The sequence below is a fragment of the Serratia sp. CoH_122_TC_1 genome, from assembly GCF_058191755.1.
This window is the reverse complement of record NZ_JBXWLA010000011.1, coordinates 175,384-189,774: the sequence shown is the minus strand read 5'-3', so window position 1 is coordinate 189,774 and position 14,391 is coordinate 175,384. Positions and strand designations below refer to the sequence as shown.

The window sequence follows — 14,391 nt, the reverse complement described above, 5'->3', positions numbered from 1 at the left end:
ATCAGAAGCCAAACTCGCTCAGGGCCGCAATATCATCTGGACGACGGCCAAGCGGCCAGTGGAATTTGCGATCCTGCTCGCGGATAGGCATATCGTTGATGCAGGCATGTCGGTTAATCATCAAGCCTTCTGGATTAAACTCCCAGTTCTCGTTGCCAAAACTGCGGTACCAGTTACCGGAGTCATCACGCCATTCATAAGCAAAACGGACCGCAATACGCGCCTCATCAAATGCCCAAAGCTCTTTAATTAACCGATACTCCAACTCTTTCGCCCATTTCCGTTGTAAGAATGCACACACGGCGTCCCGGCCATCAACGAACTCAGCCCGGTTGCGCCAGTGGGTGTCGACAGAATAGACCTGCGAAACCCGTTCAGGATCGCGGCTGTTCCAGGCATCTTCAGCCAAACGGACTTTCTCAATTGCCGACTCACGGGTAAACGGGGGTAACGGGGGTTTAATGCTCATCACTCACCTCTTGGGTTTTAATAATGTAGACAAGTCTGTCTACACAAATAAGCTAGCGCATGTAGACAGACTTGTCTACAATCACTGTGACCAATATTTCTGGAGATGTTTGATGTCTGTTGTCAGCAACACTCTACCGCCGCGCCAGCGTATTCTGCTGACAGCCCATGATTTGTTTTACCGTGAAGGAATACGTGCGACAGGTATCGATCGCATTATTAGCGAGTCAGGCGTGGCCAAGGTCACGTTTTATCGTCACTTCCCTAGCAAGAATGAGCTGATTGAGGCGTTCCTGGCTTATCGCCATGCGCAATGGCTAACTTGGTTCAGCGCATCGCTAGAGAAACATGTCGCGCAACGTGGGGATGTTCTCCTCGCTTTAGTGCCCTGTTTTGAAGAGTGGTTTAACGATCCACAGTATCGCGGCTGTGCATTTATCAATACGGCGGTCGAACTGGCTGATATGCTGCCTGAAAGCCTGAACATCGCGCACCGGCACAAGAAACAGATGTCTGAAGAGATTGCCCGCCATCTCCCCGCTGGCCCAGAACGGGAACAACGGGCAGAGATGCTGGCGATGTTGATTGATGGCGCGATCGTTAAAGTTCAGATTGAGCAGCAGGCACAACATGCACTGCAGCTGCTGGGTGAAATGTTGAAGGCGCTAGCCGCAGCCTGGAACACTCAGTAGTTGGCCCAGATACCCGGCGTAACCAGCTCCAACAGATGATTGTCGGGATCACGGAAATAGATACTTTCTCCACCGTGCTCCCAACTCATGCGCCCTTCTATCTCTATGCCATGCGCCGTTAGGTGTTGCTCCCAATGCGGCAACTGCTCTTTCGTCACCGCAAGTCCAATATGCAGCGGTCCATTGCCATCATGTGGGGGAATATACCCTTCAGGATAATGCGCCCCCTTTACCGAATCCCCTTCAATAAACAACAGCAACACGCTTTGCTGGCCCACGTTGTAGGCGCGGAAACGTGCGTTGGCGACCATAACCGGCAACGTTAATATTTGCTGATAGAAAGCGGCAGCGCGCTCGATATCTTTGACATACAACACCGTTTCAATCACCCGCTCAATATTGAGTTCCATACTAACCTCCTGATTTATCTAGATGAAGGAAGTGTAGGTAAACGGTAGAACGTCAAAATGGCAATCCGTGCCGCAGTTATGTCAATTCGTGCCAAATCACAGGCAAAAAAAACGCGGCCCGAAGGCCGCGTGGTCACATTCACACTCTGTTGCTTAGAACTGGTAAACCAGGCCCACGGCAACCACGTTGTCGGTGTTGATACCGGCAGCTTTGGTGAAGTCATTCTCGTCCAGCAGGTTGATTTTGTAGTCAACATAGGTGGACATGTTTTTGTTGAAGAAGTAGCTGGTACCCAAGTCCACAAATTTGACCAGATCTTCGTCGCCATAATCCTTTCCGTTAGCTGCCAGACCCAGGTTTTTACCCTTGGTTTGGTTATAACCAACAAATGGACGCAGGCCGAAATCAAACTGGTAGTGTGCATAGGCTTCGAAGCTTTGTGCCTTGTTGGCATAGCCATAGGCATCGCTGCTTGAAGAACCGAAGCGGGCAGCGTTGTAGGATTGAGTGAACATCACGGCCAGGTAGGTGTCGTTCGCGTCATATTTCAGACCACCTGAATAACCTTCAGCGCGATCGCCACGGCCCATGATGCCGCTATAACCGTCACCGCCGTTCTGCTGAGTGGTACGTTTAGAGTTGAAGAAAGCACCTGCGGCGCTAATGCCATAGCCCAGATCGTAGTTCACCGACATGCCGTAGCCGTCGCCGTTTTGACCCAGCACATCACGGCCATTGTTAGACTCTTCACCGCTGCCGTTTTTACCTTGGTACTGCAGGGCAAAGTTCAGGCCGTCCACCAGACCGAAGAAGTCGGTGTTACGGTAAGTTGCCAAACCGCTGGAACGCTGGAACATGAACTGGTCAGCGCCGTACGTAGACCCATCAAACTCAGGCTGCAAGTCGGTATAAGCAGCTACGTCATACAGCACGCCGGTATTACGACCGTAATCGAATGAACCGTAGTCACCAAACTTCAGACCGGCAAAACCGTAACGGGTAAAGTTTTTGTTATCCTGGCTTTCCGCGTGGTTAAGGTTTGCCTGATATTCCCACTGGCCATAGCCGGTCAGTTGATCGCTGATTTGTGTTTCGCCGCGCAGGCCGAAACGCATATAAGACATATCACCATCGGAGCCACTGTTATCGGAGAAATAGTGAAGACCATCGATTTTACCGTACAAATCCAGTTTATTACCGTCTTTGTTGTAGATTTCCGCCGCGCCTGCTGTGCCTGCAACCAGCAGAGCGGGTACTATCAGAGAGAGTACTCGAAGTTTCATTGTTATTATCCTCGTTAATTATGTCGAGCTATGGCCACTGCTCTTTTGAGCATTATTAGCACGACTGTGCATTACCATTCTGGTAACAAGGGTAATATTAATCCAGAAAGAAAATGATACCAAGTATCCGATAGTGTTTCATTGTGATTAATAAAGGTTTCCAAATGTAAACCTGAGCGAACTTTCACAAAACATTACAGACAAACAAAATAAGGCACACAATGCCAAAAAATACACTTATAGATATAAAATCATGCAGTTATACAAAACTTTAAGAAAAAACAGACTGGCATACAAAAGTCACACCCAATAAGCACATTGTGCCAAAAGCGCCTCTGAACACTGCCGTTATAATAATCCCGCTATCATCATTATTTTCATTATTACCTTCATTATCTTTAAGATAATTTCTGAACACTTCGACCGGCTTCTGGCCGGTTTTTTATTTCCTCACATTTTCGCCACATTGTGCCGTTAAGCGCACTTTTCGCTAAAAAATAATCACCTACAGATATCATCCCGCCAATTAACTTCCGCACTAATCGCTAATCTTTTCTTCTATTATCGTCTACATATTAAGCGCATTAATTTGGAAAGCGTTGTATTGATTAAATAGCTATCCATTGGGGTATAGAACAGTTTAAGACGGCAACATTGGCCGCACAGTGTCTATTTTGATAGTCTGCAATAAATACCCAAAAGAAAATGACCTATGCTATTGCAACCCGAAGCACTATGGCGTCGGCTACAGAGCTCCCCTTTCCGCGCCAAGTTCCGTCTTAACGCCAAAGACCAACTCTATTTTGAAATCAAAGGTCTGCCGCTGATCCTCAGCCACGCTCGAGACTTTATCGAGCGACGACTTGCCGCGCCGTTTCCAAAAAACGACGGCAAACAAACGCCAATGCGCGGGCATCCGGTGTTTGTCGCGCAGCACGCCACGGCCACCTGTTGTCGCGGCTGTCTGGCCAAATGGCATAATATTCCACCAGGCCAAGCCCTGGACGAACAGCAAAAGCACTATATTGTGGCCGTCATTGCTTTGTGGTTGGAACGCAGAGCCAGCGTAAAAGCCGATGACAGCGCAAATCCTTTCGACCCGGATCGCGGATTGTGATAAAAACACTCCATAACTTTCAGCCCATACTCCCACAATAGATCCTGATGCCCACATGACATCCACCTTGTGCAATGAACAGCAAAAACCTGGCGTTCCGGCGCAGATAGCCACGCGGTTGGCCTTTTTTGTCGCCGGCTTCGGCATGGCCGCTTGGGCACCGCTTGTGCCATTTGCCAAAGCGCGCATCGGTATAGATGACGGTTCTCTGGGGTTGCTGCTGTTGTGCATTGGTGCCGGTTCGATGTTGGCAATGCCATTGACCGGCTATCTGACAGGTAAGCTGGGGTGTCGCCCGGTCATTTTGCTGGCCGGTCTGGCATTGTGTATTGATTTACCCCTGCTGGTGCTGATGAATACCACGACAGGTATGGCGCTTGCCCTGCTACTGTTTGGTGCGGCAATCGGCATGATTGATGTGGCGATGAACGTGCAAGCCGTGGTGGTCGAACGCGCCAGTGGCAAAGCGATGATGTCGGGTTTCCACGGTTTTTTCAGTGTGGGTGGCATTGCCGGTGCCGGTGGAGTCAGCGTGATGCTATGGCTAGGATTATCGCCCTTAGTCGCAACGTGGATCACCGTATTAACCATCGCCGCGTTATTGATGCTCGCCAGCCGCAATTTACTGCGTGAAAGCGGCGGCGAAGAAGGCGGCCCAATGTTCGTGCTGCCACGCGGTTGGGTTATGTTTATCGGTATTCTGTGCTTTATTATGTTCCTCGCCGAAGGTTCGATGCTCGACTGGAGTGCTCTGTTCCTCACCACCTTGCGGGGTGTCGATCACAGTCAGGCAGGGCTAGGCTATGCATTATTCTCTATCACCATGACCATCGGCAGGCTGAATGGCGATCGGGTGGTGAACACGCTGGGTCGATACAAAGTGTTGCTGCTCGGCAGCCTGTGCGCCGCGATTGGCCTCAGTCTGGCCATTATCTTCAATAATGCCATCATTTCGTTGATGGGGTTTATGTTGGTCGGCCTGGGAGCCTCTAATGTGGTGCCGATTTTGTTCAGTGCCGCTGGCAATCAGCACGATATGCCCGCAAACCTGGCCATTGCCTCCGTCACCACCGTGGGTTATGCCGGTATTCTCGCGGGGCCTGCACTGATCGGATTCATCGCACAATTCTCGAGTCTGACAGCGGCTTTTGCCTGCGTTGCAGTATTACTTCTGGCGGTCACCGCCAGCGCCAGAGCCGTAACCCGTTGATTCAGGAATACGCAGTCAACTATGCAAAATAAACAACTGACGATTAGCTCAAGCAATATCACCCGCTGCTTCCTGTTATTTGCTGTACTGCTGACGATTGCTATCGGCCTGTACGGCTACAACTATACCAATGCCTGGGTGGCAGAAAAAAAGTATGCACTGAATAGCATCGCCAACGCCCTGCAAAAACGTATTGATAGTTACCGTTACATCACCTATCAAATTTACGACAAGTTCGGCAATGCCCCCTCTTTAAACGTAGATCCCAGCCTGCAGGAAACTCGACTGCGTCCGGACGTTTATTACCTGGAAAAACCGCATAAGAAAACGGATGCGATAATTTTCGGCAGCCATGACGAAGGCACCTTGGCGATGATCGCCAACATTTCAGATTATCTGGATACCCGCTGGGGAGCCAAGACCGAAAATTACGCCATGTATTATCTCAATGGCCAAGACAACAGCCTGAGTTTGATCACCACTCAACCGCTAAAAGAACTGGCCTCACGCTTCAAAGAAAGTTACCTGACGACCTCGGCGGAGGATCGCCGGGCCGAGATGCTGCAGCAAGCCAACATGCTCGATGAACGTGAAAGCTTTTCTGCACTGCGTAAGCAGCGCTTCCAAAACGCTTATTCATTTTCAATCCGCACCACCTTTAACCAACCGGGGCATCTGGCCACGGTGATCGCCTTTGATCTGCCGATTAATGACATCATTCCTATCAATATGGCACGCGCCAACTTTATGCTGCTGCCTGATGATATGACTCTGGATGACAGCGCTGTTTCGGGAGATACCGCGACCAATGCCGGTGTCTCAATGACCGGCAACTGGGTCGAGTTCAGTGCCCCACTGCCCAATGCACCGCTGAAAGTGGTTTATCGCGTCTCCGCGATCAACCTCGCCATTGATCTGCTGCGCAACAATATCTGGTTGATCGCCATCAACCTGTTGCTGTTGGCGCTGTCGATGGTGGGCATTTACTTTATTCGTCGCCAATACATTCGCCCGAGCGAAAATATGGCCGTGGAGCTGGAAACCGAGCGCGCACTGAATCAGGAAATCATCGCCAGTTTACCTTCAGGCCTGCTGGTGTATAACTTCACCAGTAACACCGTCATTGCCAGTAATAAGATTGCCCAGCACCTGCTACCTCACCTCAGCCTGCAAAAAATTGCCCATATGGCCGAACAGCACCACGGCGTTATCCAGGCGACAGTCAACAACGAGGTGTATGAGATTCGTATCTTCCGCAGCCAGCTGTCGCCGGAAACGTATCTGTTCCTGCTCAATGATCAGGACAAAGAAGTGATGGTGAACAAGCGCCTGCAGCAAGCACAGCGCGAATACGACAAGAACGTGCAGGCGCGTAAACTGATGTTGCATAATCTGGGTATTGAGCTGAATCAGCCGGTGCGCCAAATGCACGACCTGGCCGACCGCCTGCGCACCCAACCCGATGAAGAACAGCAGCAAGCACTGCTGAAACAGCTGACGGCACAGTCTTCATCGGTGCTGGGCCTGATTGAAAATATCACCCTGCTCACCCGCCTGGAAACCCAGGATTGGCAGCCTTCGCGCCATCCTTTCAGTCCGTCTGTCTTGATTGATGAATTACTGCGTGAAGCCCTGCCGTCCATCAATCAAAAAGGGCTGACGCTGTTTAACCATTTCCAACTCGATGTTGAGCAGCACTATGTGGGTGACGCCAACGCGCTACGCAAAGTGCTCTCTCTGTTGGTGCATTACGCCATTATCACCACGTCCTGCGGCAAGATTTCGCTGGTGGTCGATCATGAACCCGAACACCCCGATCGCCTGGTGTTCCATATTAACGACACCGGCTCTGGAATTTCCAATGAGGAAATCAGCAATCTGAACTACCCGTTCCTTAGCCAGACGTTGGTGGATCGCTTTAATCATGGCTCCGGCCTCACATTCTTCCTGTGCAACCAACTGTGCAAAAAGCTTAATGGGCAGTTGGATATACGCAGCAAGGTGGATATCGGCACGCGCTATACCATCCGTGTGCCGATGGAGATGGAGAAAAAAGACGCGGAAGCACAGGAAAAACTGCTCGATGGCGTAACGGCGCTGCTGGACATTACTTCTGAGGAAGTCCGCGGCATTGTCACTCACCTGCTGCATGCCTATGGTGCAAGCTGCATCGTAACCGATGAACGACAGATTAATCGCGATTACGACGTGCTACTGACGGATAACCCACAGCGGGCTGACGATTATACCTTGCTGCTGACCAGCGATGAGGCCGGGTGGCAACAGCTTGAAAAACGGTACATTCGAGTAAACTATAACCTGAGTGGTGCAATGATCGACGCCGTTCTCATGCTGATTGAGCAGCAAATGGCCGCTCTGGAACAGCAGGAAAGTGCGCTTTCGCTGACCGCAAATGACATCCAACTCTATGAAAAACAATTGAAATCAAGTGATTACTATGGCCTGTTTGTCGATACAGTACCCGACGATGTCAAAAAACTGTATACTGAGGCGGGCAGCAGTGATTTCAATGCTCTGTCACAGACCGCACATCGCCTAAAAGGCGTGTTTGCCATGTTAAATCTGCTTCCCGGTAAGCAACTGTGTGAATCGTTAGAACAGCACATCGCAGACGGTGATGCGCTCAAGATCGAGAATAACATCAGTCAGATTGATTTTTTCGTCAGTAGACTGCTGCAGCAAGGTAGCCAACAACATGAATAACCTGAACGTAATTATTGCTGATGACCATCCTATCGTACTGTTTGGCATCCGGAAGTCACTTGAGCAAATTGAATGGGTGAATGTCGTTGGGGAGTTTGAAGACTCAACAGCACTGATCAACAATCTGTCCAAACTGGACGCTAACGTCCTGATCACCGATCTTTCGATGCCTGGTGATAAGTATGGCGATGGCATTACGCTGATCAAATACATCAAACGCCATTATCCGCAATTGTCGATCATCGTTCTGACTATGAACAACAACCCGGCAATTCTGAGTGCCGTGTTGGATCTGGATATTGAAGGCATCGTGTTGAAGCAAGGTGCACCCACTGACCTGCCGAAAGCGCTGGCCGCATTGCAGAAAGGCAAAAAGTTCACGCCGGAAAGCGTCTCCAAACTGTTGGAGAGGATCAGCGCCAGTGGTTACGGTGATAAGCGTCTGTCACCGAAAGAGAGCGAAGTACTGCGCCTGTTCGCCGAAGGTTTCCTGGTGACTGAGATCGCCAAGAAGCTCAATCGCAGCATTAAAACCATCAGTAGCCAGAAAAAATCGGCCATGATGAAGCTGGGTGTAGAGAACGATATCGCGCTGCTCAACTACCTCTCTTCTGTCAGCATGGCACCGTTGGACAAAGACTAAAACCGTCCGGTGGTGCTCAAAGGGCGCGGCATCATGCTGCGCCCTTTTGCTTTTTATTTCTCTTCCCGCTCAGCGCGCAGACGACGTACCTGCTGACTGTAATATGCCAGCGTTTGTTCTAACGTTTCTAACGTCACCGGTTTTGACAGGCAGTTGTCCATCCCTGCCTCGATACAACGCTGTTTCTCTTCCGCCAACGCATTCGCCGTCACGCCGATCACCGGTGAGGTAAAGTGCAATTGACGCAAACGCTGAGTCAGGAGATACCCATCCATGTTCGGCATGTTAACGTCGGTCAGCACAATATCGACCCTATTGTGATTCAGCACATCTAATGCATCGACACCATCATTCGCCGTCACCACTTGGTAACCCAGCGAGCTCAACTGATCGGACAACAACCGGCGGTTAATAGGATGGTCATCCACCACCAGCAAATGAATATCGCCGTTGTCTACCTTGCTGGCCTTAACCGGCAAAGGTAATTGCATCAGAGTATTGCCACTTTCATCAAGAGTACCAAATAGCCGGTTAAGCAATGCGATGGTTTCACGCGGCGTCGAAGTACTGTGCATCCAGTAACCCGGCCGGGTCTCCTGCGACGGACCAATATGCTCAATAGAGAATTGGATTTGCGCCAGCAGCGGCGTACCGATCATCAGTGGATGGTCACTGAGCATCACATCACTCGCGGCAGTATTCTCCCCCTGATAGCGTAACATCGTAGCGCCATAACCGCCCAGGATCGCCATCAGATAGCTTTCTAGCCGTTGATTGCGGATATCCAGCCACAGTGTTCTCCCCTGCCAGGTGTCACTGGCCTGCGGGATCGGGAACAGTGCATTAAACAGGGGGATGCGGATAGTAAACATGCTGCCCAATCCCGGTTCGGATTCAACAGCAATGTCACCGTCCATCATGTTAATCAGCTTTTCACAAATCGCCAGCCCCAGCCCAGTCCCCTGGAAATGACGCTGAACGCCAGTCCCCACCTGGAAGAACGGATCGAACAAGCGGGTGATTTCTTTCTCAGGAATGCCGACGCCGGTATCGCGAACGCTGAACTCCAGATAACTGCCGCGCGTGCAGACCTGCAAGATGATACAGCCGGTATCGGTAAACTTAATGGCGTTGTTCAACAAGTTAGATAAGACCTGCTGCAACCGTACCGGATCGCCTGAAATACGTTCCGGCACGTTTTGTTCGATAAAGCAGTACAAGCCCAGACGTTTCTTCACCACCAGCGGCAAATAGTTGCCGGCAATATGGGTGATCACTTCCAGGCAGGAAAACTCGCGTGGCTCAATTTTCAGCTGTTCGGACTCAATTTTGGAGAAGTCGAGAATATCACTGATAATCTTCAGCAGCAGTCCCGAGGAGTTGTTCATCGCATTGACCAACCGATCGACGCCCTGCGGCAGTTCCTTGGTTTGCAACAAATCGAGGTTGCCGATGATACCGTACAAGGGGGTGCGCAGTTCGTGACTCACCGTCGCCAGGAACATCGACTTCGACTGGCTGGCCTGCTCAGCCGCCGCCGCCATCTCCTGCAGCGACTCTTCCATTTTCACGCGGGCGCTGACGTCGACCAACACACAGATCGCCACATCCTCGTTGCGGTAGCGGGAATGAACAAAGCTGATTTGCAGGTTATTGTTATTACTGGTCATCACATCGACAAAATTTGCCTGCTGTTCGCAAATGATGCGTGTAATGCGATCGCGGTCTTCATGAGTGAGTAAATTGATGTAGTTATGCGCCAGCTCGTTACTCAGAATGTTCGTGCCATCGCTGATACGTAAAATACAAATCCCCACCGGCGCCGAAGCAACAATTTTGCGGTTAAACTGCTCATGCTCTTCCAACCGGAACGCATTGTCCTCCGCTGGCAAAAACATTTTCCGCTCAAATAGCCAGGCCAGCGTGAACAGCACAATAGCGGACAGCAAATTAAGCAATATCGCATTGAGTATCAGCATCTTGAAACGCTCAACCACGGTCTTCACCGGCACGGAATACACAATGCTGAGCGATGACGGTGGCAGCGCCTTTTTCATGATGAGATCGCGGTAATTATCCACATAGCCAAAGTAGGCTTGCTCGTCCGGGTAGCTGCTGGACGCTTGCACATCGCGCTCGCCATCTGCCAGCCGCAATATCGGATCGTTATTCTCATCGAGCAGAGTCACCGCAATCGGCAAGTTGCCAGCGGTGACGAAGTCTTCTAAACGTATCGTCTGCTCAATGCCCAGCAACGCCTCGAGCTTGTTGCCAATATAAATTGGGGTCAGCACATACAAATAGCCGACATCCGGCCGCTGTTGGCTTGGGCTTATCCAGTACAGATTATTGTCTTTGTCCTGGTTTTTGGCGTTACGGTATTTGAGGATTCGCTCATGCAGGGTTTTGAGCGCGTCTGCCCGGTTGGCGACACCGCTGCTGCCACCAAACTCCGCCATGCACAGGCTGTCGCCGCCGATGAAGAACACCCTATTGAGGTCATAGGCTGCGACAAAATTCTCTTTCCAGTATTGAATCAGCCCGCTCAGCGACGTAAGCGAACTGCGGTATGTGGTGTTAAGTGAACAGTTGGACTCAGGATACAACGGGAAAAACTCCGGGGCGCTGCTCTTGCCGGGGAAGATGCCGCTGAACATGTCCAGACTATTGACCGAACCATTGAGACGATTTTCTGCCATGTACTTAATATCACGAATGATATCGGCAGAATGACGGATATATCCCTGCGCCTGATCAAAATTCAAATTATAGTCTTGGCGGATGTCAGACTCTTTCTGGTGCAGGATATTCAGGATATAGAAGGTGGTGAGCAACGCTCCCAACGACCACAACATAATCGCCAGTACCCGGAACAGATAGCGGGATATTTTTAACGTGGTGCGAAAAGAGGCTAAATATTTCAATCGGATACCATACAGAAGTAAGTGGCGACCAGCGAATTCATATCAGAGACGGTATCTCTGGTTTGGGTTTGGTAATTAAACCATATAACTGAAAAAGGGCCTAGCATCGCTGCCAGGCCCTTCATACCAATGCAACAGGGGAGACACGCCCCCTACAACTTAGGCGTTATCATCATCCGCATTGTCTACCGCGTCAGAATCATCATCGCCTTCGTCCAGCGGCGCTGCGTCTTCTTCTGCGCCTTCCGCACCCGGCTCCAAGCTGTCGAGCTCTTCGTCTTCCACCGGTTCGGCAACGCGCTGCAGACCGACGACGTTCTCGTCTTCAGCAGTACGGATCAGCGTAACACCTTGGGTGTTACGACCCACCACGCTGACTTCAGATACGCGAGTACGTACCAGCGTACCGGCATCGGTGATCATCATGATCTGATCGGTCGTTTCAACCTGCACCGCACCCACAACCTGACCATTACGCTCGCTCACCTTAATGGAGATAACCCCTTGGGTGGCGCGTGACTTGGTCGGATATTCGGTCACGGCTGTACGTTTCCCGTAGCCGTTCTGGGTGACGGTCAGGATATCGCCTTCACCGCGTGGCACAATCAGGGAAATAACGCTGTCGCCTTCACCCAGATTGATACCGCGAACACCGGTAGCAGTACGGCCCATCGAACGCACCTGCGTTTCTGGGAAGCGAACCACTTTACCATTGGCAGAGAACAGCATGACTTCGTTGCTGCCGTCGGTCAGGTCAACACCAATCAACTCGTCACCCTCATTGAGGTTAACGGCGATGATGCCGGCACTGCGTGGGCGGCTAAACTCGGTCAAGGCGGTTTTCTTCACTGTGCCGCTGGCCGTCGCCATAAACACGTGACGCCCTTCTTCGTACTCGCGTACAGGTAGGATAGCGGTGATACGCTCATTGGCTTCCAGCGGCAACAAGTTGACGATTGGACGCCCGCGCGCACCACGGCTGGCTTCAGGCAGTTGGTACACCTTCATCCAGTACAAACGGCCACGGCTGGAGAAGCACAGGATCGTATCGTGGGTGTTGGCAACCAACAGGCGATCGATAAAGTCTTCTTCTTTGATACGTGCAGCTGACTTGCCTTTACCGCCACGGCGTTGCGCTTCATAGTCACTCAACGGCTGATACTTCACATAGCCTTGGTGCGACAGCGTAACGACCACGTCTTCCTGGTTGATCAGGTCTTCGATATTGATATCTGAAGTGTTGGCGGTAATTTCAGTACGGCGACCGTCGTTATACAGCTCTTTGATTGCAATCAGCTCTTCGCGGATCACTTCCATCAGACGGTCTGGGTTTTCCAGAATAAAGATCAGCTCAGCAATCGCCGTCAGCAGCTCTTTATATTCGTCCAGCAGCTTTTCATGCTCCAGACCGGTCAGTTTCTGCAGACGCAGATCCAAAATCGCCTGGGCTTGCTGCTCGGTCAGGTAGTACTTACCGTCACGGATACCGAACTCCGGCTCCAGCCACTCAGGGCGAGCAGCATTGTCACCGGCGCGTTCCAGCATGGCGCTCACGTTGCCAAGCTCCCACGCTTGAGCAACCAGCGCAACTTTGGCTTCCGCAGGGGTTGGCGCACGACGGATCATTTCAATAATCGGATCGATATTCGCCAGCGCAATGGCTAACGCTTCCAGGATATGGGCACGATCGCGCGCTTTACGCAGTTCAAAGATGGTACGGCGGGTAACCACTTCACGGCGGTGGCGAACAAACGCCTGCAAAATATCCTTCAGGTTCAGCAGTTTTGGCTGCCCCTGATGCAATGCCACCATGTTGATACCGAAGGTCACCTGCAGCTGAGTCAGCGAGTACAGGTTGTTCAGCACCACTTCACCGACCGCATCGCGTTTGACTTCAATGACGATACGCATACCGTCTTTGTCAGACTCGTCACGCAGCGCGCTAATGCCTTCAACGCGTTTTTCTTTGACCAGTTCGGCGATCTTTTCGATCAGACGCGCCTTGTTCACCTGATACGGGATCTCGTGAACAATGATGGTTTCGCGACCCGTTTTGGCGTCGGCTTCTACTTCAGCGCGTGCGCGGACGTAAACTTTACCACGCCCAGTGCGATAGGCCTCTTCGATACCGCGACGGCCGTTGATGATCGCTGCCGTCGGGAAGTCTGGCCCTGGGATGTGCTCCATCAGGCCTTCGATGCTGATGTTTTCATCATCGATATACGCCAAACACCCGTTGATAACCTCTGACAGGTTATGTGGCGGAATATTGGTCGCCATGCCCACAGCGATACCGGACGAGCCGTTGACCAGCAGGTTCGGGATCTTGGTTGGCATGACCGCTGGGATCTGTTCGGTGCCATCATAGTTAGGCACAAAATCGACGGTTTCTTTTTCCAGATCCGCCAGCAGTTCGTGAGCAATTTTGGACATGCGCACTTCGGTATAACGCATCGCCGCAGCGGAGTCGCCGTCGACGGAACCGAAGTTACCCTGACCGTCCACCAGCATATAGCGCAGCGAGAACGGTTGGGCCAAACGCACGATGGTGTCGTAAACCGCGCTGTCACCGTGAGGGTGATATTTACCGATCACGTCCCCGACGACACGGGCCGATTTCTTGTATGGTTTATTCCAGTCGTTACCCAGTACATTCATCGCGTACAGTACGCGGCGATGCACCGGCTTCAGTCCATCACGAACATCTGGCAGCGCACGTCCGACAATGACGGACATCGCGTAGTCCAGATACGAGTTTTTCAACTCGTCTTCGATGTTTACCGGTGTGATTTCTCTGGCAAGGTCGCTCATGGAGCTGCTATCCCTCTACTAATGATTCATCTGCCCGCTGCCATAGTGGCAAAGGTGTAAAACTATATCACAAAGCACGCTTTACGGGAAAATAACCGCCGCTCTTTA

General features: G+C 51.3%; 10 protein-coding genes. 5 read left to right on the top strand and 5 right to left on the bottom strand.

Annotation, left to right across the window (positions count from 1 at the left end; all coding sequences use genetic code 11):
- Position 1 precedes the first annotated feature (1 nt).
- On the bottom strand, positions 2 to 469 hold the full coding sequence (locus tag AC2FC2_RS15895; RefSeq protein WP_404759235.1) for a nuclear transport factor 2 family protein: 468 nt from the start codon (positions 467 to 469) through the stop codon (positions 2 to 4).
- A gap of 112 nt (positions 470 to 581) precedes the next feature.
- On the opposite strand from AC2FC2_RS15895, the gene AC2FC2_RS15890 reads away from it, so the two are divergent.
- Entirely contained in the window at positions 582 to 1,160 is a 579-nt protein-coding gene (locus tag AC2FC2_RS15890) for a TetR/AcrR family transcriptional regulator (protein ID WP_490659506.1), read from the top strand.
- On the opposite strand, the gene AC2FC2_RS15885 is transcribed toward AC2FC2_RS15890, so the two are convergent.
- Together AC2FC2_RS15885 and ompC are read right to left on the bottom strand one after the other, a co-directional pair.
- Complete coding sequence (locus tag AC2FC2_RS15885) at positions 1,154 to 1,570, bottom strand: VOC family protein (protein WP_490659505.1); 417 nt, start codon at positions 1,568 to 1,570, stop codon at positions 1,154 to 1,156. The two genes, AC2FC2_RS15890 and AC2FC2_RS15885, sit on opposite strands and share 7 nt — an antisense overlap.
- Positions 1,571 to 1,723: 153 nt before the next feature.
- Positions 1,724 to 2,854 (bottom strand): porin OmpC, encoded by a 1,131-nt coding sequence (gene ompC, locus AC2FC2_RS15880; protein ID WP_037420895.1) that lies wholly within the window; start codon positions 2,852 to 2,854, stop codon positions 1,724 to 1,726.
- A gap of 712 nt (positions 2,855 to 3,566) precedes the next feature.
- Between ompC and AC2FC2_RS15875 the strand changes: the two genes are divergently transcribed.
- The 4 genes from AC2FC2_RS15875 to rcsB are packed head-to-tail and all read left to right on the top strand — an operon-like array spanning position 3,567 to position 8,548.
- On the top strand, positions 3,567 to 3,971 hold the full coding sequence (locus AC2FC2_RS15875) for a DUF4186 domain-containing protein (protein WP_490659504.1): 405 nt from the start codon (positions 3,567 to 3,569) through the stop codon (positions 3,969 to 3,971).
- Positions 3,972 to 4,026: 55 nt separating this feature from the next.
- Positions 4,027 to 5,181, top strand: a complete 1,155-nt coding sequence (locus AC2FC2_RS15870; RefSeq protein ID WP_209638989.1) for an MFS transporter — start codon at positions 4,027 to 4,029, stop codon at positions 5,179 to 5,181.
- Positions 5,182 to 5,202: 21 nt separating this feature from the next.
- On the top strand, positions 5,203 to 7,905 hold the full coding sequence (gene rcsD / locus AC2FC2_RS15865; RefSeq protein ID WP_209638987.1) for a phosphotransferase RcsD: 2,703 nt from the start codon (positions 5,203 to 5,205) through the stop codon (positions 7,903 to 7,905).
- Entirely contained in the window at positions 7,898 to 8,548 is a 651-nt protein-coding gene (gene rcsB, locus AC2FC2_RS15860; RefSeq protein ID WP_037420903.1) for a response regulator transcription factor RcsB, read from the top strand. Before rcsD ends, rcsB begins: the two co-directional genes overlap by 8 nt.
- A 53-nt stretch (positions 8,549 to 8,601) precedes the next feature.
- Here the strand turns inward: rcsB and rcsC are convergent, their stop codons facing one another.
- Both rcsC and gyrA read right to left on the bottom strand, forming a co-directional pair.
- Positions 8,602 to 11,472, bottom strand: a complete 2,871-nt coding sequence (gene rcsC / locus AC2FC2_RS15855) for a two-component system sensor histidine kinase RcsC (RefSeq protein ID WP_209638985.1) — start codon at positions 11,470 to 11,472, stop codon at positions 8,602 to 8,604.
- Positions 11,473 to 11,631: 159 nt separating this feature from the next.
- Positions 11,632 to 14,283: a DNA topoisomerase (ATP-hydrolyzing) subunit A gene (gene gyrA / locus AC2FC2_RS15850; protein WP_209638983.1), complete on the bottom strand. Its 2,652-nt coding sequence runs from the start codon at positions 14,281 to 14,283 to the stop codon at positions 11,632 to 11,634.
- Between the last annotated feature and the right edge of the window lie 108 nt (positions 14,284 to 14,391).